General features: G+C 71.2%; 18 protein-coding genes. 5 read left to right on the top strand and 13 right to left on the bottom strand.

Translation table 11 applies throughout. The features are described from left to right. Positions 1 to 122: 122 nt before the first annotated feature. The 3 genes from ACODT0_RS19470 to ACODT0_RS19460 all read right to left on the bottom strand — a co-directional run bounded on the left by ACODT0_RS19470 (position 123) and on the right by ACODT0_RS19460 (position 2766). Positions 123 to 890, bottom strand: coding sequence for a Crp/Fnr family transcriptional regulator (locus tag ACODT0_RS19470; protein WP_057596903.1), 768 nt, complete (start codon positions 888 to 890; stop codon positions 123 to 125). 125 nt (positions 891 to 1015) lie between these two features. After that, positions 1016 to 1348, bottom strand: coding sequence for a hypothetical protein (locus tag ACODT0_RS19465; protein ID WP_057596902.1), 333 nt, complete (start codon positions 1346 to 1348; stop codon positions 1016 to 1018). Further along, positions 1345 to 2766, bottom strand: a complete 1422-nt coding sequence (locus ACODT0_RS19460; protein ID WP_296741574.1) for an EAL domain-containing protein — start codon at positions 2764 to 2766, stop codon at positions 1345 to 1347. Before ACODT0_RS19460 ends, ACODT0_RS19465 begins: the two co-directional genes overlap by 4 nt. 405 nt (positions 2767 to 3171) lie before the next feature. On the opposite strand from ACODT0_RS19460, the gene ACODT0_RS19455 reads away from it, so the two are divergent. From ACODT0_RS19455 to ACODT0_RS19440, 4 genes are read left to right on the top strand one after another with little or no spacing between them, the layout of a single operon-like run. Next, positions 3172 to 5463, top strand: a complete 2292-nt coding sequence (locus ACODT0_RS19455; protein ID WP_489042058.1) for a xanthine dehydrogenase family protein molybdopterin-binding subunit — start codon at positions 3172 to 3174, stop codon at positions 5461 to 5463. 32 nt (positions 5464 to 5495) lie between these two features. Continuing rightward, a complete protein-coding gene (locus ACODT0_RS19450) occupies positions 5496 to 5957 on the top strand; it encodes a (2Fe-2S)-binding protein (RefSeq protein ID WP_489042057.1) in 462 nt (153 codons plus the stop codon). Next, positions 5954 to 6979 (top strand): AraC family transcriptional regulator, encoded by a 1026-nt coding sequence (locus ACODT0_RS19445; RefSeq protein WP_489042056.1) that lies wholly within the window; start codon positions 5954 to 5956, stop codon positions 6977 to 6979. The genes ACODT0_RS19450 and ACODT0_RS19445 overlap by 4 nt, the downstream gene beginning before the upstream one ends. A gap of 12 nt (positions 6980 to 6991) precedes the next feature. Further along, positions 6992 to 7720, top strand: a complete 729-nt coding sequence (locus ACODT0_RS19440; RefSeq protein ID WP_489042055.1) for a hypothetical protein — start codon at positions 6992 to 6994, stop codon at positions 7718 to 7720. A gap of 22 nt (positions 7721 to 7742) precedes the next feature. Here the strand turns inward: ACODT0_RS19440 and ACODT0_RS19435 are convergent, their stop codons facing one another. From ACODT0_RS19435 to ACODT0_RS19400, 8 genes are all read right to left on the bottom strand, one after another. Beyond that, on the bottom strand, positions 7743 to 7970 hold the full coding sequence (locus tag ACODT0_RS19435) for a hypothetical protein (protein ID WP_489042054.1): 228 nt from the start codon (positions 7968 to 7970) through the stop codon (positions 7743 to 7745). Positions 7971 to 8040: 70 nt separating this feature from the next. Then, a complete protein-coding gene (gene pgaD, locus ACODT0_RS19430; RefSeq protein WP_082322244.1) occupies positions 8041 to 8667 on the bottom strand; it encodes a poly-beta-1,6-N-acetyl-D-glucosamine biosynthesis protein PgaD in 627 nt (208 codons plus the stop codon). Next, positions 8624 to 9931 carry a poly-beta-1,6-N-acetyl-D-glucosamine synthase gene (gene pgaC / locus ACODT0_RS19425; protein WP_489042053.1) on the bottom strand — a complete coding sequence of 436 codons (1308 nt, stop codon included), beginning with the start codon at positions 9929 to 9931 and terminating at the stop codon, positions 8624 to 8626. The genes pgaD and pgaC overlap by 44 nt, the downstream gene beginning before the upstream one ends. After that, positions 9928 to 12051, bottom strand: a complete 2124-nt coding sequence (pgaB, locus tag ACODT0_RS19420) for a poly-beta-1,6-N-acetyl-D-glucosamine N-deacetylase PgaB (protein ID WP_489042051.1) — start codon at positions 12049 to 12051, stop codon at positions 9928 to 9930. The genes pgaC and pgaB overlap by 4 nt, the downstream gene beginning before the upstream one ends. After that, positions 12048 to 14243: a poly-beta-1,6 N-acetyl-D-glucosamine export porin PgaA gene (gene pgaA / locus ACODT0_RS19415; RefSeq protein ID WP_479670824.1), complete on the bottom strand. Its 2196-nt coding sequence runs from the start codon at positions 14241 to 14243 to the stop codon at positions 12048 to 12050. The genes pgaB and pgaA overlap by 4 nt, the downstream gene beginning before the upstream one ends. A 601-nt stretch (positions 14244 to 14844) precedes the next feature. Next, on the bottom strand, positions 14845 to 16050 hold the full coding sequence (gene pcaF, locus ACODT0_RS19410) for a 3-oxoadipyl-CoA thiolase (protein ID WP_057596895.1): 1206 nt from the start codon (positions 16048 to 16050) through the stop codon (positions 14845 to 14847). Between the two features lie 143 nt (positions 16051 to 16193). Continuing rightward, entirely contained in the window at positions 16194 to 16841 is a 648-nt protein-coding gene (locus ACODT0_RS19405; RefSeq protein ID WP_489042050.1) for a 3-oxoacid CoA-transferase subunit B, read from the bottom strand. Further along, positions 16838 to 17539, bottom strand: a complete 702-nt coding sequence (locus ACODT0_RS19400; RefSeq protein ID WP_489042048.1) for a 3-oxoacid CoA-transferase subunit A — start codon at positions 17537 to 17539, stop codon at positions 16838 to 16840. Before ACODT0_RS19400 ends, ACODT0_RS19405 begins: the two co-directional genes overlap by 4 nt. Positions 17540 to 17668: 129 nt before the next feature. Here ACODT0_RS19400 and ACODT0_RS19395 point away from each other — a divergent pair, with 129 nt between their 5' ends. After that, positions 17669 to 18457, top strand: coding sequence for an IclR family transcriptional regulator domain-containing protein (locus tag ACODT0_RS19395; protein WP_489042046.1), 789 nt, complete (start codon positions 17669 to 17671; stop codon positions 18455 to 18457). Between the two features lie 14 nt (positions 18458 to 18471). On the opposite strand, the gene ACODT0_RS19390 is transcribed toward ACODT0_RS19395, so the two are convergent. Both ACODT0_RS19390 and ACODT0_RS19385 read right to left on the bottom strand, forming a co-directional pair. Then, the gene (locus ACODT0_RS19390; protein ID WP_489042045.1) at positions 18472 to 19395 is read right to left on the bottom strand and encodes an SDR family oxidoreductase; all 924 of its coding nucleotides are present in this window, start codon (positions 19393 to 19395) and stop codon (positions 18472 to 18474) included. Between the two features lie 46 nt (positions 19396 to 19441). Continuing rightward, positions 19442 to 20329 (bottom strand): helix-turn-helix transcriptional regulator, encoded by an 888-nt coding sequence (locus tag ACODT0_RS19385; RefSeq protein ID WP_489042044.1) that lies wholly within the window; start codon positions 20327 to 20329, stop codon positions 19442 to 19444. Between the last annotated feature and the right edge of the window lie 35 nt (positions 20330 to 20364).

Below are 20364 nucleotides of genomic sequence, written 5' to 3'. Positions count from 1 at the left end.
TCGCCGCGTGGTCTCGATGCTAGGAATCGATCCTTGTCGATGCACCTTCGATCGCATCGCAACTGTGTGGCGGTTCACAGCTCGTGCCAAACAGCGCGCGAAAACAACGCGAGCACGCGGCATCACTTCGCGCTCGATCCGCGCTCGCCCAGTGCCTTGAGCAGATCGAGATCGTCGAACGGCGCAGCCTCGTCGCGTTCATCGCCGGGCACGCGCGGCTCGAGCGACTCGAAACTGCCATGGTCGGTCGACGCGAAATCGGCCACCACGTGGATGCCGTGCTCGTCCTTCCACAACAGGCCGCGGCTCTCCATCTCGCGCATGGTCTTGTTGACGACCTCGCGCGACAGGCCCGCGTACGACGCGATCACGGCCTGCGAGATGCGCTTGTCGAAGCCGCCGGTGTCGGCCGGCGCGAGCTGGGTCAACTCATAGAGCACGCGCGCGACCAGGGTCTCGGAGGTCAGCGAGGAGATGCGGCGCAACTGGCTGCGGATGATCGTCATGCGCTTGACGGTGAGCTCGAGCAGTTCGAGCGCCACCGACGGATGCCGGGCGCAGATGTCGTGCAGCGCCGAGGCCGGAATGAGGTAGACCGAACTCGGCAGCGCGGCCACGAGGTTGGCCATCGACTGGTAGCGCGCCTCGTCGAGCGTCGGACTCAGGAACAGGTCGCGCGGGCGCACGAAGTCGGTGGTCACGCCCGCGCTGCCGCCGTTGCCGCCGACCACCACGCGCAGCAGTCCCGAGGCGACGAAATAGACCTTGTCGGTCCACTCGTCCATCCGCAGCACGGTCTCGTTGCGCCGGAAGGAACGCAGTTCGCTGCGCGCGACCAGCGCCGCGCGCTCCGCCGCCGGAACGTTTCGAAAAAGGGAATGCAGATACATGGTCGGAAACAGGCTCCATCCGATTCGCTTTCTCCGGGCGGGACATGCAGGGGAACGTGCGCGGCCGACGTGGACGGCAGCGCGCGCCGACCAACGGATGCGGCGCTCGGCGCCACGGACGGGCCCTAGGCGATGGAGTCGGACACGCCACGAGATCGCGAGCCATCGGCGTCATCGGCGCGATCGGGCATCGCAGCCGCGGACGGCGCCTGCGCGCCCGCCGCGCAAGCCGCGCACACCGAGCGCACGGCACGCAGCGCGGGCGAATCGCGCAGCTCCTGCTCGCGGATCGCGGCCTCGAGCGCCAGGTACTGGTCGCGCGCCAGCAGCTTCTCGCGCGCGCCGTCGCCATGCAGCAGGACGCCGTGGCGCATGACCTCGTGCAGGGTGCGCTGCAGGCTGTCGATCTGCGCGCCCAGGCGGGCAAGCTGCAGATGGAAGTCGGGCGAGGGATTCACGCGCGCCCTCCGGGGCCGCGCGCCGGCGCGCCATCGTGCAGCGGCACGCCGCAGCCCTGCAGCCATTCGGCGCCGGCCTCGAGCGCCACGCGGATGTCCTCCTCGCGCTCGATGCCGTCGACCACGATCGAGGGCGCGAAGCTGCCGCACAGCGCGAGCATCTCCTCGAGCAGCTCGCGGCCGAAGCGGTCCTCGCGCGCACGCCGGATGAACACCGGGTCGAGCTTGATGATGTCGGGCCGGCAGACCTTGGCGGCGGCGAGGTTGCCGGAGTCGCCGCCGAAATGCTTGATGGCGACGCGGCAGCCGCAGAGTTGCAACTGCAGGCAGAAGTCGCGCACCGATTCGAGATCGGGCAGCGTGGGCTCGCCGGCGATCTCGACCACGAGGCGCGCCGCCAGCTCGGGCTCGCGCCGCAGCAGCACCATCAGCGAGGCCCACCAGTGGTCGCGCCGCGCGCTCTGCGCCGAGATGCTCAGGCCCAGGCGCACGGTGCCGCCCAGGCGCAGCTGCCGCACCACGCAGCCGGCCGCGAGGTGGTCGAAGGTGCGCACCAGGCCCAGCCGCTGCAGACAGGGCATGAAGAGTTCGGAACGCAGCGAGGCGGCGTGCGGTTCGCCCTCGGTGTGGAAGCGCGCCTCGTGATAGAGCGGCGCCGCGAAGGCGGCGGCCTGCGCCGGGGCGCCCACCACGGGATGCCATTCGATCGCGAGACGGCGCGCATGCAGTGCGTCGCCGACCTGCAGCGCAACCGCCATGTCCTCGCGGTAGAGCTGCTGCCAGCCTTCGGCCCGCACGAGCTGGAAGTCTGGCGCGGGCTGCGCGGCCCACAGGCGCAGCTCGACCTCGGACTGGCTCATGCGCCCGGGGCTGGGCGCGTCGCTCCAGCCCACGTGCAGCTGCACCAGCGCGCGCGTGTCGCGTAGCTGCACCGGCGTGCCGCCGAGGCCGGTGAGCAGACTCTCGAGCCGCGCCGAGGCGCCCTGGCGCGCCTGCGCGTCCTCGACCGGAAACGCCGGGTTGCTCCACAGCAGGAAGCAGTCGTGCCGCAGCATCGCGAGGTCGGCGTCGGCCACGCTGACGAAGCCGGTCAGCAGGCGGTACTTGATCTCGATGCTGGCATGCAGCGCGAACTCGGCGCCGTAGACCTCCATGAGCTGCGGCAGGTTCGCGATGAAGACGAAGGCACAGGCCCGCACCGGCGCGCCGGCGCCGGGGACGGTCGGCACGGCCATCGAGGCCGCGGGCCGCGGCATCGGCGCATGGCGCGGCGCGGCCGGACTGCGGCGGCGCATGCCATCGAAGCCCGCCCGCAGGCGCGCGACCACGGGCGCGACGAAGGACCGCACGACATGACCGGGCCCTGGCGTCGGCAAGGCAAGCGCCACGGGGCTGGTGACGCGATCACGTACGGCCATCTGGTTTCCTCCGCTAGGTAAGTTCGCCGAACCGCAACACGCTGGGTGGTTCCACTGCCGACGCCGAGGTCGGCCGCTGCACGTTCGAGAACGGGCCGTTATGCGGATTGCGCATGGAATGCTTAAACCGAAATGAATACTACGGATCCCGGTAGCAACCCGCATTAACTTTCTGGTGACAAATGTGTCCTAGCTCACAGGCGCTGTAACGCAGGGACTCAAAAAACGCGCCGAACGGCCGAAAACGCCTGGCCGGCGCGTGGCGCCGAAACCGGCACCCGCCACGGCCCGCGGCGGGCTGGCGCGATCCGCCGTTCGATTGGCGCGATCGGATTGGCCAGCGCGCGACGCGCCGCGCACACTCCCGCCCATCGCGGCCCTCCGAAGCCGCCCGGAGTTCGCCCCATGCCCGCCCTCAAACGCCGCCATTTCCTGCTCGGCACGGCCGCCACCCTCGGCGCGCTGGTCGTCGGCTGGTCCGCTTCGCCCACGCGCCAGCGGCTGACCACCGCCGAGCCGCTGCCGGCCACGGCCAGCGGCCAGGTGGCTCTGAACGGCTGGGTCAAGGTCTCGAGCGACGACACGGTCACGCTGATGATGGCCGCGGCCGAGATGGGCCAGGGCATCCATACCGGGCTGGCGATGCTGCTGGCCGAGGAGATGGATGCCGACCTCGCCCAGCTGCGGCTCGAGCAGGCCGGCTACGACCCGATCTACAACAACCAGGCGGCGCTGCTCGACAACCTGCCGATGTTCAAGCCCGACGACGACGGCGCGCTCAAGCGCGGCACCCGCCACGTGGTCGGCAAGCTGCTGCGCGAGGTGCCCGGGCTCTGGGGCAGCGGCGGCTCGTCGGGCATCGTCGACCAGTGGATGCCGCTGCGCGAGGCCGGCGCCTCGGCGCGCGCGATGCTGGTGGGCGCCGCGGCGGCGGCCTGGGACGTGCCGGCGGCCGAATGCGAGGTGGCGGCCGGCCGGGTGTCGCATCCGGCCTCGCAACGCAGCGCGCGCTTCGGCGAACTGGCGGCACGCGCGGCGACGCAGCCATTGCCCGCGCAGCCGACGCTCAAGGATCCCTCGCGCTACACGCTGATCGGCCGGCCGGTGCACCGCCTCGACAGCGCCGCCAAGCTCGACGGCTCGGCGCGCTACGGGCTCGACGCGCTGCCGCCCGACGGCTTGCTCCACGCCACGCTCGCGATGTGCCCCACGCTGGGCGGCCGCGTGGCGCGCTTCGACGACACGGCCGCGCGCGCGATGCCCGGCGTGCGCAAGGTGGTGGCGCTCGCGCCGGTGGCCGGCGGCCTGGGCTCGGGCGGCATGACCTCGGGCGCGGTGGCGGTGATCGCCGACACGCCCTGGCATGCGATGCGCGCGCTCGACAAGGTCGCGATCGACTGGGACCACGGCGCGGCCGCCAGCCTGTCGAGCCGCGCGCTGATCGACCGGCTCGCGCAGAGCCTCGATGCGCCGGACCAGGCCGACGTGCACCTCGAGACCGGCGACGCCGACGCCGCGATGAAGAGCGCCGAGCGCACCATCGAGGCCGAGTACCGCGTGCCCTTCATCGCGCACGCCACCATGGAGCCGATGAACTGCACCGTGCAGTTCAAGGACGGCGCGGCCACCGTCTGGGTCGGCGTGCAGGGGCCCGGCATGCTGCGCGGCGGCATCGCCAAGGTGCTGGGCATCGAGGCCGCGAAGGTCGACATCCGGCTGGCCTACCTCGGCGGCGGCTTCGGGCGCCGCTACCTCGGCGACTTCGTGATGCAGGCGGCGGCGCTGGCGCGCGAAACGGACGGCATGCCGGTGCAGCTGATGTGGTCGCGCGAGCAGGACATGGCGCACGACTACTACCGCCCGGCCTACGTGGCGCGCAGCAAGGCCGGCTTCGATGCGCAGGGCCGGCTGGTGGCCTGGCGCGTCGACACCGCGGGCTCGAGCCTGGGCTCGCCGGCCTTCCTGAGCGCGGCGGCCGAGGGCACGGCCACCACCGCCTACCGCTTCGCCAACGCACGCGTGGCGCATCGCACGATGGAGTCGGCGGTCACGGTCGGCATCTGGCGCTCGGTCAACCATTCGCAGAACGGCTTCTTCACCGAGAGCTTCATCGACGAATGCGCGCATGCCGCGGGCCAGGACCCGGTGGCATTTCGCCGCGCGCTGCTGGCGGGCAGCCCGGCCGAGGCGCGGCACCTGGGCGTGCTGCAGCGGGTGGCGGCGATGTCGGGCTGGGGCACGCCGCTGGCGCCCGAGGCCGACGGCACGCGCCGCGCGCGCGGCCTCGCGCTGCACCGCAGTTTCGGCAGCGTGGTGGCGCAGGTCGCCGAGGTCTCGCTGACGCCCGAGCGGCAGATCCGCGTGCGGCGCATGTATTGCGCGGTCGACTGCGGGCTGGCCGTGAACCCGAACCTGGTGCGCCAGCAGATGGAAAGCGCGATCGTGTTCGGCCTCTCGGCCGCGCTGCACGGCGAGATCACCATCGAGCGCGGCCAGGTGCAGCAGAGCAACTTCCACGACTACGCGCCGCTGCGCATGAACGAATGCCCGCAGATCGAGATCGCGATCGTGCCGAGCAGCGCGCCGCCCACGGGCGTGGGCGAGCCGGGCACGCCGCCGGTGGCGCCGGCCGTGGCCAACGCAGTGTTCGCGCTCACCGGCCAGCGGCTGCGTTCGCTGCCGCTGCGCCTGGCCTGAACGCAAGGCCCGATAGAAAAGGAAGGAAGCCCATGACCACCACGCTCCAGATCAACGGCCGCCCCGTCGCCGTGACGGCCGAGGACGACACGCCCCTCCTGTGGGTGCTGCGCGGCGAGCTGCGCATGAACGGCACCAAGTTCGGCTGCGGCAAGGCGCTGTGCGGCGCCTGCACCGTGATGCTCGACGGCGAGGCGGTGCGCTCCTGCGCCACGCCGCTGGCGGCCGTGCAGGGCCGCGCGGTGTCGACCATCGAGGGCGTGAAGGGCCCCGAGATCGACGCGCTGCGCCGCGCCTGGACCGAACTCGACGTGGTGCAGTGCGGCTACTGCCAGAGCGGCCAGCTGATGTCGGCCTGCGCGCTGCTGCGCCACACGCCGAAGCCCAGCGACGCCGACATCGACGCCGCGATGAGCGGCAACATCTGCCGCTGCGGCACCTATCCGCGCATCCGCGCGGCGATCCACCTCGCGGCGGGCGACGACCCGCGATGACCCAGCGCCCGCCCGACCTGATCGTCGTGCCCGCCGTGATGCAGCAGCGGCTGCGGCTGCTGGGCTTCGACACGCAGTCGATGCTGCGCCGCGCGGGCCTGCCGGCCGACCTGTTCGCGAGCGGCAAGGCGCGCATCACGACGCGGCAGATGTTCGCCGTGTGGGACGCGCTGGCCGCGATGAACCCCGACCCCGCGCTGGGCCTGCGCATCGGCGCCGAGGGCGCGACCGAGCACTACGACATCGCCTCGATCGCGGCGCTGCACTCGCCGAACTTCGGCGAGGCGCTGCAGCGGCTGTCGCGCTTCAAGCGGCTGACCTGCCCCGAGGTGATCCGCATCGAGCGCGGCGACGGCGAGGTGCGCGTGCGCTTCCACTGGTTCCTGGCCGAGGGCCATTCGCCGCCGCTGCTGACCGACGGCACCTTCGCGTCGGTGCTCGAGCTCGCGCGACGCGGCACCGGCACCCGGGTGGTGCCGCGCCGGGTCGAGCTGGTGCGCGCACACACGAGCACGCAGGCCGCGATGCTGGGCGCGCATTTCGGCTGCGCGCCGCGCTTCGGCGCCGCGGCCGATGTGATCGTGTTCGACGAGGCGCTGCTCGCGCAACCCTTCGTCACCCACAACCAGGACCTGCTCGCGGTGCTGCTGCCCGGCCTCGAAGCCGCGCTGGCCGCGCAGGCGCCTGCCACCTCGCTGGTCGACCAGGCGCGCGCCGTGCTGGGCCGCACGCTGCGCGGCGAGCGCCCGAGCATCCAGGCGGTGGCGGCCGAGCTCTGCGTGAGCACCCGCACGCTGCAGCGCCGGCTCGAGGAGGCCGGCACCAGCTACCAGCGGCTGCTCGACGAGGTGCGGCACCAGGCCGCGCGGCAACTGCTCGAGGACACGCAACTCGAAGCCGGCGAGATCGCCTTCGTGCTGGGCTTCGAGGAGCTGAATTCCTTCACGCGCGCGTTCCGCGGCTGGGAGGGCACCACGCCCGCGCGCTGGCGTACGGCGCAGGCGGTGCCGGAGCGCCCCTAAACTCCGCGCACCATGACATCGACCCTGCACTCCTTCAAAGCCTGGCTCGCCCTGCTGGCCATCACGGTCCTCGCCGGTTGCGCCCATCCGATCGCCGTCGTTCCCGATCAGGCGCGCCTCGCGCGCAGCGCGGACGCGCCCGCGCCGATGCCTCTGCGCGTGGGCTATCACATCCCCGCGGCTCTCGCCGACATGGAAGTCACGACACCGGGCGGCGGCGGGGACAACATCCGGTACTTCCCCTACCGCGACATCGATGCGGGCTTCGAGAAGATGCTTTCGAACGTGTTCTCGGACATCGTGAAACTTGCGTCCATTGCCAACCCCGCGGAAACGGCGAGCAGCGGCGTCCACTACGTCATCGTGCCCACGATCGTCACGACCTCGGGTGGCTCGGGGCTGTTCACCTGGCCGCCCACGAGCTTCTCCGTCGACCTGACGAGCCAGGTCCGCGATCCCGCGGGCACGCTGGTCGCCAGTCCCCGCGTGGTGGGTTTCGGCAGCGCCGAGACCTCCGAACGGATCTTCGACCACGGCTTCGCCGGCCGACGCGCCATGGAGGACGCCCTGCTGCGCATGCAGGCCGCGTTGCGCGAAACTTCCTTTAGCGGAGCGGCCGCGCAACGGCAGCGGGGCACGACCTCCGAGCGGCTCGATCAGCTCAAGGCGTTACGGGAGCGCAAGGACATCACCGAGGAGGAGTACGAGAAAAAGCGCAAGGAAATCCTCGACGCCCTGTAGACCCGGTATCCCGGACGGCCGCTCAGAGCGGCCGTCCGCCCTCTCCGGGCGGCGTCACCACATCCCGCCGCAGGCTCCAGACACAGGCCGCCAGCTTGAGCAGCCGCTCGACCTTGCTGTCGTAGAGCTCGTCGGCGGGATCCTCCTGCGCGATCAGTTCGGCGATCTGCTCGATGGCGAGCGCCGGCGGGAAGCCCAGCCCTTTTCTCGCCATCTCCATCGCCGTCGCCATCACTTCTGTCTTTTTCATGGGCATGCGTACGCAACGGCCGCGTGGCCGGATTCGAAAAGTCCGTGTCCCGGGGCGGTTCGATGCGGCATCAGGCGCGGCGCTTTCGCACCGCCGTGCCCGAGGGCGTGAGCATCGCGGGTTCGGTGTCGAGGTCGGCCGCATCGGTCACCCGGCCTTCGCGGTCGTGCTGCACCAGCAGGCGCCGCGCGCGCTGCCACAGCGTGAGGCGCTGCGGCGCGAGCGAAGTGTATTCGGCGAGCTGGGCCACGGTGCTGTCGGGCGAGCGGCCGCGCGTTTCCTCGTCGGCAATGGCGCGCCGGCGCACCGGCGCGAGCAGCAGCATCAGCGCGAAGATGCCGAGCACCGACAGGGCGTAGAGCGTCAGCAGGTTCACGCCTTCCGCGGGCCGCCAGACCTGGAAGAAGTGGTGCCAGGCGTAGAACACGACCCCGACCCAGAACGCGGCCAGCAGCAGCGGCCGCGCGATGCGCAGCCACACGAACATGAGCAGCGCGCCCTGCGGCGTCTTGTGGCGCATGAAGGCGCTCAGCGGCATGCGCGCGGCATCGAGCACCGGCACCTCGCCCTCGGGCTCGGCCCACTCCCGCTCGCGCGGCGGCGCCTTGCCGTTGGGCAGCGGCGGCGCGGCGCCAGGGCCCAGGCCCAGGTCTTCATTCATGCTCGATGGCACGGACGGATGCAGTCGATCGTTCATTCGCAATCACTCCTCTGTCGGGGCTGGTCCACCGGGCGCGCTTGCCCTTGCGCCGCAGGATCGTGGCCGGCAAGGCCACGACCGTGGTGAACATGTTGATCATCCAGAAGGCAAGCGGGTACCAGATGGTCCAGACCAGGTAGCGCAGGATGTCGCGGTCGTAGTGCCGGTCGATCCACAGGCTCACGCCCATCTGCAGCATGCAGGTGATGCCCAGCAGCATCCCGTGCCACTCGGGCCAGAAGCCGACGTACTGCCACTCGGGCGGCAGGAAGCGCCGCACCAGCGCGAGCACCAGCACCGCGAACATGGCGTAGGCCCAGACCACGCTGGCCAGGTACTCGAGGAACACCGGCCACATCATGAAGTTGCGCGGCCTGATCACCTGGCCCGTGTAGCGCAGCAGGGTCTGGATGCCGCCGGTGGCCCAGCGCTGGCGCTGGCGGTAGAGGCCGCGCACGGTCTCGGGCATCAGGATCCAGCACAGTGCGCGCGGCTCGTAGCGCACGCGCCAGTCCTTGAGCTGCAGCTTCCAGCTGATGTCGATGTCCTCGGTCATGACGTCGGGACTCCAGAAGTCGACGTCGAGCAGCGCGTTGCGGCGGAACATCGACAGCACGCCCGAGACGGTGAACAGCCGCCCGGCCAGCTGCTGGGTGCGCTTGATGAGGCCGATGTTCGAGGAGAACTCGCCCACCTGCATGCGCCCGAGCAGGGTGGTGCGCCCGCGGATGCGCGGATTGCCGGTGACGGCGCCCACGCGTTCCGAATGCAGCATGTGGGTCAGCATCCAGGCGATGGCATCGGGGTCGACCAGCGCGTCGCCGTCCACGCCGAGGATGTACTCGCCGTTGGCCAGCACCGCCGCCGTGTTGAGCGCGACCGCCTTGCCCTGGTTGGTGGCGTGGTGCACCACGCGCAGCTGGCCGTAGCGCGCGGCCAGCGCATCGAGGATGGGGCCGGTGTCGTCGCTGCTGCCGTCGTTGACGGCGATGATCTCGTAGTTCGGATAGCGGCTGCGCATCAGCTGCTCGATCACCTCCTGCACGCGCTCGCCTTCGTTGAAGCAGGGCACGATCACGCTGACCAGCGGGTGCTCGGGCAACAGCGGCAGCGGATCGCCGCGCCGGTGGCGGCCGCGCTCGAACACCAGCGCATGCGCGATGCCGCCGGCCATCCAGACATAGGCCGCGAGGAAGGGGTAGTAGAAGACGTAGTTGAGCAGCACCCGCACCACGTCGGCGCCGAAGAAATCGGGGTTCATCGCGCGGCTCCCGGTGCGGTCGGCGCGGAGGCCGCGGCCGGCTTGGTGGGGGCGAGCGCCGGCGGCGTCTCGAGGCCGTCGACCTTGCCGCCCGCGAGGTTGGCGCGCACCGACAGGATGTCGCGCACGGTCACCAGCGGCGGCTCGCCCGCGAGGAAGTCGTCGGGGTAGAGCGCGACATGGCGCGCGCCCAGCCGGTGCAGCAGGGTCCACTGCGCGGCCAGGGTGTCCTTGTCGACCATGCGGCCCGTGCGCCAGTCGCGCGCCTGCAGCTCGAACACGGTGCGCGCCAGGCCCTGCGGCTGCGCCGCCACCTGGCGGAACAGCGCCGCCAGCCAGGCCTGCGGATCGGCCGCCTGCTCCATGAAGGGCATCGCCATCACGGCGGTGTAGTCGTAGGCCTGCAGCGACTGCGCGAGGTCCTGCGCGAACCACTCCTGCGCGGCGGGCTCGAGCACCGGGCGCGCATAGAGGTTGCGCGCGGTGAGGATGCGCGGCTGCCAGTCGCGCACGCGCTGCGCGAGCTCGAGCGTGAAGTCGGTGAGCTGGCGCGTCTTCCAGGCGGTCCAGCGCGCGCGCAGCGCGGGATCGGCGCGCACCGCGGCCAGGTCGGGCGGCAGGCCCTGGGCGGCCAGTTCGCGCAGCGCGGCCGGGCTCGCATCCTCGTCGTCGCTGTAGGTGGCGTCGTCGTGGAACAGCAGGCCCGCGATCGGCGCGTTCTTCGCGAGGTCCTCGTAGATGTCGCCGATCAGGGCGCGCACGCGCGCATCGGCCGGCGAGAGCCGGTGGTAGCGCGTCTGGTCGCGCGCCGCGGCCGACGCGGGCGCGAGGTGCGTCACGCGCACATCGGCCAGCGGGTTGTTCGCGGGCAGCTGGAACGCCAGCACCGGCATCCACGCATAGACCTCGACCCCGGTGCGCGTGCGCAGTTGCCAGGCGACGCGGTTGAACAGGTCGGCGCGCATCGGCAGGTGCCGGTTCGGAAAGTACAGCGCATCGGCCGCGCCGTCGCCGTCGGGATCGGCGAAGGCCTGCAGGTAGACGGCCGAGGGGCCGACCGCCTGCACCCGGTCGAGCAGGCGCGAGAGGTTGGCCTCCTGCTGCGCCGGGTCGGGGTCGTAGACGTGGTCGAGGTCGATGTGCATGGCGCGGTGCAGCGCGCGCGGATCGGGCCGCGGTGAAGCGCGCAGCAGGCTGAAGTCGGGCACGGACATGTCGTAGGTGGCGAGGCCGCGGCGGATGGTCTGCAGCGGCACCTCGGGCGTGTTGGCGCCCTCCTCGAGCGTCAAGGTGATCGGCATGCCGGCGCGGTCGGCCGCGCGCAAGGTCTGCTTGTTGTAGGCGCCGTAGGGCCAGACCATGGCGCGCACGCGGGTGCCGGTCTGCGCCTCGATCAGGCCGCGGCTGCGGCGCAGGTCGGCCTCGACGCGCGCGATCCAGGCCGCGTCGTCCTCGTAGCGGCCGGTGGCGCTGTCGTAGCGGTGCGTGACGGCCGCGGGCTGCAGGTTGCCCTGCGGATTGCCGGGCACGCCGGTGTGGATCGCGTCGCCATGGCTCGCGAACTCGACCAGGCCCGAGGCGCCCATCTCGCGCGCCTGGCTCCAGGTGATGAAGGCCTCGCGCTTCAAGGGATTGCGCGCGCCGTAGCCCTCGACCACCTGGCCCGGCGGCACCTCGAGCCAGCCGGTGACCAGCGCCATCACGGCCGGATAGCCGAACTGCTTCAGCAGCGGATAGACCTTGGTGTAGAAGCTCTCGTAGCCGTCGTCGAAGGTCAGCAGCACGGCCTTCGAGGGCAGCGGCCGGCCGCCGGCGCGCGCGTCGACGATCTGCTGCAGGCTCACCGGATGGTGGCCCGAGCTGCGCAGCCAGGCGAAGAAGTCGGCCACGGTGCGCTCGTCGAGCGCGGTGGGTTCGGGCTCGTCGACGAAGCTCTCGCGCACGTTGTGGCGCACGTCGTGCAGCGCGATGGCGCGGAAGGTCTTGCCGTCGTCGGCATCGGGCGCCGGCAGCGCGGTGGCGCGCGGCAGGCCCTGGGCGAGCGCGGTGCCGGCCAGCAGCACGGCGAACAGCAGCGCGGCCAGGCGCAGCGCCATCGGGATGGACGTCTTGTTCTTCATTGGAACGGCACCGACAGATTGAGATAGACGAAGCGGCGCCGCTCGCGCACGCCGTCGTAGGGATGGCTCGCGATGCCCAGGCCGTAGGCCAGGGTGGCCGAGCGGCCGAACACCCATTCGTGCCCGTAGCGCAGCGACCAGAGCGCGCCGCCGCCGAAGCCCTGCTGGCGATAGCTGCCGGCCTCGATGCCGAAGACATGCGAGAAGCGGCGGTCGTCGCGCTTCCATCCCAGGTACTTGCCGGTCAGGCCGACCTGGAGCGCGCTCTCGCGGCGCGGCGCGAAGTAGTCGACGTCCTGCCGGTCGTAGCGCCCGGTCTCGCCGGAGAGCGTGCCTTCGAGCTGGAAGCGCGGGCCGCTCACGAGGCGCTCGCGCCAGCGCAGGCCGAAGCCGTCGCGCGCATTGCCGTCGCTGAAGTCCATGCGCTGGTAGCGGGCCTCGAAGGCGCGCGACTCGTTGACCACGTAGGTGGCGCCGAGTTCGGCCGAGCGCGCGCCGACGTTCGCCAGCCGCGCCTTCCAGGGCGTGTCGAGGCTGTTCGAGTCGAAGCGCGCCGAGAAGCGCCAGCTGTCGCTGGCGCGCCAGTCCACGCCGAGCGCGAGGCCGGTGCGGTAGCGGCCTTTGTCGGCCTGGTGCAGCTCGGCGCTGGCGCGCCAGCGGCCCTGCAGGTATTCGACGCCGACGCCGGTGCGCGACAGGTCGATGTTGCCCAGCGAGGTGTCGCCGCGCGCGAACACCTGGCGGAAGAACAGGCGCCAGCGGTCGTCCCACAGCGGTGACGAGAGCTTCGAATCCACGCGCCAGTCGCGGTCGGCCAGCACGCTGCTGCCGTGGCCCTGGCCGTAGTCGGCCTCGACGTCGAGCCGCGCCGCGTAGAGCGTGTCGCGCTGCGCGACGGCATTGCGCACGGCGATCGATTCGGGCGCCTCGGCCTGCAGGTTCTCGGTGAGTTCGCGGCCGGCGCGCATCTCGCCCGCATCGAACAGCGCGCCCGCGTAGCCGGCGCGCGCGGCCACGTCCCAGGGATGGTCGACCAGCGTCTCGCGGTAGCGGCCCAGCGCCTCGTCGGGCTTGTCGCGCAGCTTCATGGTCTCGGCCAGTCCCGAGCGGAAGCCCGCGTTGAGCGGCGCGAGCGAGGTCAGGCCGCGGAAGCTGGTCTCGGCCTGCCAGGGCCGTTCGGTGTAGAGCTGGTAGAGCGCGCGCAGGTTGCGCACCTCGGCGTACTCGGGATTGGGACGGCCCTGTTCGGGCGTGAGCCGCAGCATCGGCGGCGTGGCCTGCTCGAGCTTCTGCAGCAGGGCCTCGGCGTCCTCGAAGCGCGCGGTGTCGAGGTAGGCATAGACCAGGCCGGTGTGGGTGTCGCTGGGCACGGGGATGGCATCGCCGCCACTGCGCAGCGCCTCCTCGTAGATCGGCACGGCGAGGTCGGAGCGGCGCTGCTGCTGGTAGGCACCGGCCACGTCGGACAGCGCGTAGTAGGGCAGCGGCTCTTGCGGATGCTCGGCCTGCCAGCGCTCGTAGGCCGCGGTCACTTCGGGAAAGCGGCCGCGCGCGGACACGGCGAGCAGGTGGTCGGCATAGAGGCGCAGGTACAGCGCCTTCCAGCGCTCGAGGTCGTCGGCTTCGTTGGCCTGCGTGGCGCGCTGCACGGCATCGGAAGCACCCTGCAGTTCGTTCGGATAGAGCGGCAGCAGTGCGTCGATGGACTCGAAGCGCTCGGGGCCCTCGCCACCGCGCTGGTCGCGCTCCGAGATGGCCCAGCGCAGGCGCTGGCCCAGCGCCTGCTGGCGCAGGCTCGCGAGCTCGAAGGCACTGAAGCTGCCGGGCGTGGCGCGCTCGGCGGCCTCGGCCTGCGCCAGAGCCTCGGTCAGCGAGCCCTGGTCCTCGAGCGCGAAGGCGTTCTCGCGCCGCACGATGCGCTGCGTGGGCTTCAGCGCGCTCAGGTGCAACTGCAGGATGCGGTCGTCGACACGGCGCGCGGCGACGAACGCCGACTCGAAGGCATAGCTCGCGAGACGATCCAGCGGCACGGCCTGCGCCCACCCCACGGATTCCCGTGGGTTATCGGCCTGCAATGCCCACACCACGCCATCGGACGCGATGCGCTCGCGCTGGGCCGCGGTCGCGGCGCGCGGGAACCAGGTACGCAGCGCATCGAGCGCTTCGGCCGGCGTCGCGCTGCCGGCACGCACCCGTTCGACGAGCGCGTCGTGGGCGGAGGCTGCGTAATCCGCTGCGACGGCGTCAGCCGAAGGGCGAGAAGAGGAAGGCGAGACACCGGGCCGCTCCACCTGTGCCCTGACCTGCGGGCTCGCACCGGCCCACACCGCTGCGACAAGCAATGCCGCGGCGGAGAGAGGGAAGGTGGAACGAAGGAAGGTCGGGTGAGGTTGAGCGAGTGCGGGGTGTGTGACAGCGTGGCGGCGTTGCTTTCTCAAGATCGGGTTGCGATTGGTTATTTGCTTGAACCATATCGCCCGACCTCGAAGCCACGCTGTAGGAAATAGTCAAAAGACCTCGTCGATCCGTAAGGGAGCGTAAAAAGCCGCGCCCCCTGAATCCAGGGGGCTTCCACGCTGCGTACGCCATGGGCGTACGCAGCGTCGCGCGGCCCCGGTGCGGCGATACGTTCGCTTTCCGAATGACATCCATGAAACGGGAGGTGTCGACTGCGACGAAGCCTTTGGTTTGACAGCGCCGGGACACTTCCGTCGCGCCCAGGTGTCCTCCAGTCGAAAAAAAACCATCGGGCCGCGGGTTGCGGCAGCCGATGGCTTCAGGTGGGACGCGGGATCAGACGCGCTCGAGGATCAGCGCGATGCCCTGGCCGACGCCGATGCACATGGTGCACAGCGCATAGCGGCCGCCGCTCTTGTGCAGCTGGTTGACCGCGGTGGTCGCGAGGCGCGCGCCGCTGGCACCCAGCGGATGGCCCAGCGCGATCGCGCCGCCGTTGACATTGACGCGCGCGTCGTCGTCCGAAAGGCCCAGCAGGCGCAGCACCGCGAGGCCCTGCGCGGCGAAGGCCTCGTTGAGCTCGATCACGTCGATCTGGTCGAGCCTGAGGCCGGTGAGCGCCAGCACCTTCTGCGTGGCCGGCGCCGGGCCGATGCCCATGATGCGCGGCGCGACGCCGGCGGTGGCCATGCCCACGATGCGCGCGCGCGGCGTGAGGCCGTGCTTGGCGGCGCTGGCCTCGTCGGCCAGCAGCAGCGCGCAGGCACCGTCGTTCACGCCGCTGGCATTGCCCGCGGTGACGGTGCCGTCGGGCCGCACCACGCCCTTGAGCTTGGCCAGCGCTTCGAGGCTGGTCTCGCGCGGATGCTCGTCCTTGGCGACGACGATCGCATCGCCCTTCTTCTGCGGCACGCTCACCGGCACGATCTCGGCGTCGAAGAAGCCGGCCTTCTGCGCGGCCACGGCGCGCAGCTGCGAGTTCAGCGCCATCCGATCCTGCGCCTCGCGCTCGATCTTGTAGTCGGTGGCCACGTTCTCGGCCGTCTCGGGCATCGAGTCGACGCCGTACTGCGCCTTCATGAGCTTGTTGACGAAGCGCCAGCCGATGGTGGTGTCGTAGACCGCGTTGGCGCGGCTGAAGGCGCTCTCGGCCTTGGGCATCACGAAGGGCGCGCGGCTCATGCTCTCGACGCCGCCCGCGATCATCAGGCCGGCCTCGCCGGCGCGGATGGCACGCGCCGCGCTGCCCACGGCATCGAGGCCCGAGCCGCACAGGCGGTTGATGGTGGCGCCCGGCACCTCGATCGGCAGGCCGGCCAGCAGCGAAGCCATGCGCGCGACGTTGCGGTTGTCCTCGCCGGCCTGGTTAGCGCAGCCGTACAGCACGTCGGTCACGGCCTGCCAGTCGACGTTCTTGTTGCGCTCGATCAGCGCCTTGAGCGGCACCGCGCCGAGGTCGTCGGTGCGCACGCTCGACAGCGCGCCGCCGTAGCGGCCGAAGGGGGTGCGCACGGCGTCGCAGATGAAGGCTTGGTTGGTCATGGTGTGTCTCTATGAAGGTGGAACGAATTCGGGATGCCGGACGCAGAGGACGCGAAGGTTCCGCGAAGGACGCGAAAGAAAGACAAATTATTTCTGAAGTTCTTTCGCGCTCTTCGCGCAACCTTCGCGTCCGGAAGTCCGTATCAGACGGCGATCGGCAGGCCCAGCAGCCTCTCGAGCTCCGCATGCTCGAGCCCGTCGACCTTGTCGACCAGCTTCAGGCCCTGCGGCGTGCATTCGAGCGTGGCGAGGTCGGAGTACACGCGCTTCACGCAGCCGATGCCGGTCAGCGGGTAGCTGCAGGTCTCGACGATCTTGCTCTCGCCCTTCTTGGTCAGCAGGTCCATCATGACCCAGGTCTGCTTGGCACCGATCGCGAGGTCCATCGCGCCGCCCACCGCGGGAATGGCGCCGGCCTCGCCGGTGCTCCAGTTCGCGAGGTCGCCGGTGGCCGAGACCTGGAAGGCGCCGAGCACGCAGATGTCGAGGTGGCCGCCGCGCATCATCGCGAAACTGTCGGCATGGTGGAAGAAGGCGCCGCCGGGCAGCAGCGTCACCGGCTGCTTGCCGGCGTTGATCAGGTCGTAGTCCTCCTCGCCGGCCTCGGGCGCGGGGCCCATGCCGAGGATGCCGTTCTCGCTGTGCAGGATGACCTCGCGGCCGGCCGGCAGGTGGTTGGCCACCAGCGTGGGCTGGCCGATGCCGAGGTTGACGACGGCGCCGTCGAAGATGTCCTGCGCCACGCGGGCGGCCAGCTGGTCCTTGGTGCGACGGGTGTAGCTCATGGTCATGCCTCCTTCTTGAAGCCGCCGGCCTGCGTGGCGACGCGCTCGATGCGCACCACCTTGTGCACGAAGATGCCGGGGGTGACGATGGTCTCGGGGTCCATGGTGCCGAGCTCGGCGATGTCGTGCACCGTGGCGATGGTCTTCTTCGCGGCCATGGCCATCACCGGGCCGAAGTTGCGCGCGGCCTTGCGGTAGACCAGGTTGCCCCAGCGGTCGCCGCGCTCGGCCTTGATCAGCGCGAGGTCGCCGTGGATCGGGTACTCGAGCACGTACTGCTTGCCATTGATCTCGCGCGTCTCGCGGTTGCCCGCGAGCTCGGTGCCGTAGCCCGTGGGGCAGAAGAAGGCGCCGATGCCGGCACCGGCCGCGCGGATGCGCTCGGCCAGGTTGCCCTGCGGCACCAGCTCGAGCTCGAGCTGGCCGCTGCGGTAGAGCGCGTCGAAGACGTGGCTGTCGGCCTGGCGCGGAAAGCTGCAGATGATCTTGCGCACGCGGCCGGCCTTGAGCAGCGCGGCGAGGCCGGTGTCGCCGTTGCCGGCGTTGTTGTTGACCACCGTCAGGTCGCGCGCGCCCTGCTCGATGAGCCCGTCGATGAGCTCGCCGGGAATGCCGGCGGTGCCGAAGCCGCCGATGAGAACGGTGGCGCCGTCGGCCACGCCCGCGAGGGCGTCGGCGATGGAGGGCGCGATCTTGTCGATCATGGATCTGTCTCCGAAGAAGGATGGTGGAGAGGCGGGAAGACGCTTGTCGCGGTGCGTCCTGGTGAACTCTATTTTGTTCGTATATCGAACTTCTGTTCGTATAATGAATTCTAGAGAGGATCCACACCCATGGCAACCCGCCCCCTTGCGCCCCCCGGGACGCCCGCCCCCGGCGACAGCTACGTGCAGTCCTTCGCACGCGGCCTGCAGGTGATCCGTTCGTTCAGCGCGAGCGCGCCGCACCAGACGCTCAGCGAGGTGGCGGCCGCCAGCGGCCTCACGCGCGCGGGCGCGCGCCGCATCCTGCTCACGCTGCAGACGCTGGGCTACGTGGTCACCGACGGCAAGCTGTTCACGCTCACGCCGCGCATCCTCGACCTGGGCTTCGCCTACCTGTCGTCGATGCCGATCTGGAACCGCGCCGAGCCCGTGATGGAAGCGCTGGTGCAGCAGGTGCAGGAGTCGTGCTCGGCCGCGGTGCTCGACGCCACCGACATCGTCTACGTGCTGCGCGTGCCGACGCAGAAGATCATGCGCATCAGCCTCGGCGTGGGCTCGCGGCTGCCGGCCTACTGCACCTCGCTGGGCCGGCTGCTGCTGGCCGACCTGCCCGACGAGGAGGTGCGCGCGCGGCTCGAGGCCTCGGCGATCGAGCCGCTGACCAAGCACACCGTGACCGACATCGACGCGCTGCTGGCCAAGGTGGCGCAGGCGCGGCGCCAGCAGTGGTGCCTGGTGAACCAGGAACTGGAAGAAGGCCTGATCTCGGTGGCCGCGCCGATCGTCGACCGCGCGGGCCGCATGGTGGCCGCGCTCAACATCAGCGGCCAGGCCAACCGCACCAGCGCGAAGGTGATGCAGGACGGCATGCTGCCCGCGCTGCGCGAGGCGGCGCGGCGGATCTCGAGCCTGCTCTGAGTGGCCCGGCGGCCTCAGGCGCCGCCGTCCTCGATCTCGAAGGGCGCGACCTGCCGCCCGTCGATGTCGGTGAAGCCGTATTCGCGCGCGAGATCGCCCACGCGCAGCGCGCGGCCGGTCTTGTGCATCACGCTCGCGTCGCCGGCCAGCGCCACGATCGCACGCCCGATGTAGCGCGGCGATTCGGTGCGCGCGAGCGCGGGCCGCTCCTGCCAGTGCGCCTCGTCGGTCTGGTGGCCGGCCAGCACGAACTCGGTGCGCATCCAGCCCGGCGACACCGCGACCGAGGCCACGCCGTGCGCGCGCAGGTCCTGCGCCATGCCGAAGGCCAGCCGCGTCATCGCGGTCTTGGCGAGGTCGTAGAACAGGCTGCCGCGCAGGTAGCGGTCGCGGTCCCAGAAGGTGGTGGTGACGATCAGGCCATGACCCTGGCGCACCAGCAGCGGCGCGGCGCAGCGGCTGGCCACGAGGTGGTTGCGCACGCCGCGGTCGAACATGGCCTCCCAGTTCGACAGCGGATGCTCCCAGAACGGCGCCTCGAACACGCCGTTGAAGCTCTCGTGGCCGCCCCAGGCGTTGTTGACCAGCAGGTCGAGCCGGCCGGCCTCGCGTTCGACGCGCGCGAACAGCTCGCGCACCTGCGCCTCGTCGGTGTGGTCGCAGCGCACCGGCACGCCCTGCCCGCCCAGGCGCGTGACCTCCTCGGCCGTGTCCTCGATGCTGCCGGGCACGCGCTGCAGGCCCGACAGCGCGAGGATCTGACCGTAGCTGTCCGCGGGCTCGGCACGCGTGCTGCGGCCCGTGACGTAGACGGTGGCGCCGGCCGCGCCGAGTTCGAGCGCGATGCCGCGCCCCGCGCCGCGGCTCGCGCCCGTGACCACGGCCACGCGGCCTTGCAGGGAGGGCAGTGCATTCGCACCCGTGGGCTGGTCGGTCATCGTTCGGCTCGCTGCAAGGGAAGAAGACGCCGAAGGTAGCGCTGCCTTAAACCAGCGTCTTGGAAGAATCCGCAATCGCACGGCCCAGGAACTCCGTGGGCGTGACGCCGCACAGCGCGCGGAACTCGTTGGCCAGGTGCGACTGGTCGTAGAAGCCGTGCTCGACCGCGACCTCGGCCCAGGCCGGCACCGATTGCTCGCGCAGCGCGCGCAGGCAGCCGTGCATGCGCGCGAGCCGGCGCCAGGCGCGCGGCGAGAGGCCGACCTGCGCATGGAACAGCTGCTGCAGCCGGCGCTCGCCGAGTCCCACCGCCTCGGCCACCTCGCGCAGCGGACGGCGGCCGGCCGAAGCGGCGATCAGCTGCGCGGCCTGCAGCGCGCCCGGATGCGGGCCGAGCCGCGCCCGTGCGCGGCCGTCGGCCTCGGCGAGGCGACGGCACAACGCGGCGTCGAGCAGCGCGACGCGCGCGGCGTCACCGGGAGCTTCGGCCATGCGCTCGAGCAGCTGCACGCCGGCGCCGCGCCAGAGTTCGTCGAGGTGCAGCACGCGGCCCGCGAGTTCGCCCGCGGGCAGGCCGAGCAACAGGGCCGCGGCGCCGGGCCGCAAGGTGATCGACAGGCCTTCCATGCGCTTGCGCAGCCGCACCAGCACGGCCTCGGCCGAGGCGCCGATGGCCTCGATGGCCAGACCCTCGGCGCCATTGGCTGAGGGAGCGTCGCCGAGGTTGAAGACCAGCCGCGCGGCACCGTCGGGCAGCACGCGCTCGAGCACCTCCTCGCCTTCGGCGAAGCGTTCGCGGTACACGAGGATGTTGGCGACATGCGGGCGCAGCGGCGCGCTGGCGGCGAAGGAGCGCACCGTACCGCCGGGCGCGTCCATCGGCGGCCCGAGCAAGGGGCCGTCGTCGAGATGGAGGAAAAGGCGCTCGCTCATGCCGGGTCGGTCCGGGAAAGGACCGGCCAGCATGC

The sequence above is a fragment of the Variovorax sp. FG153 genome, from assembly GCF_057809595.1.
Note: the sequence above shows the minus strand (reverse complement) of the source record. Positions and strands in the feature narration are given on the sequence as shown.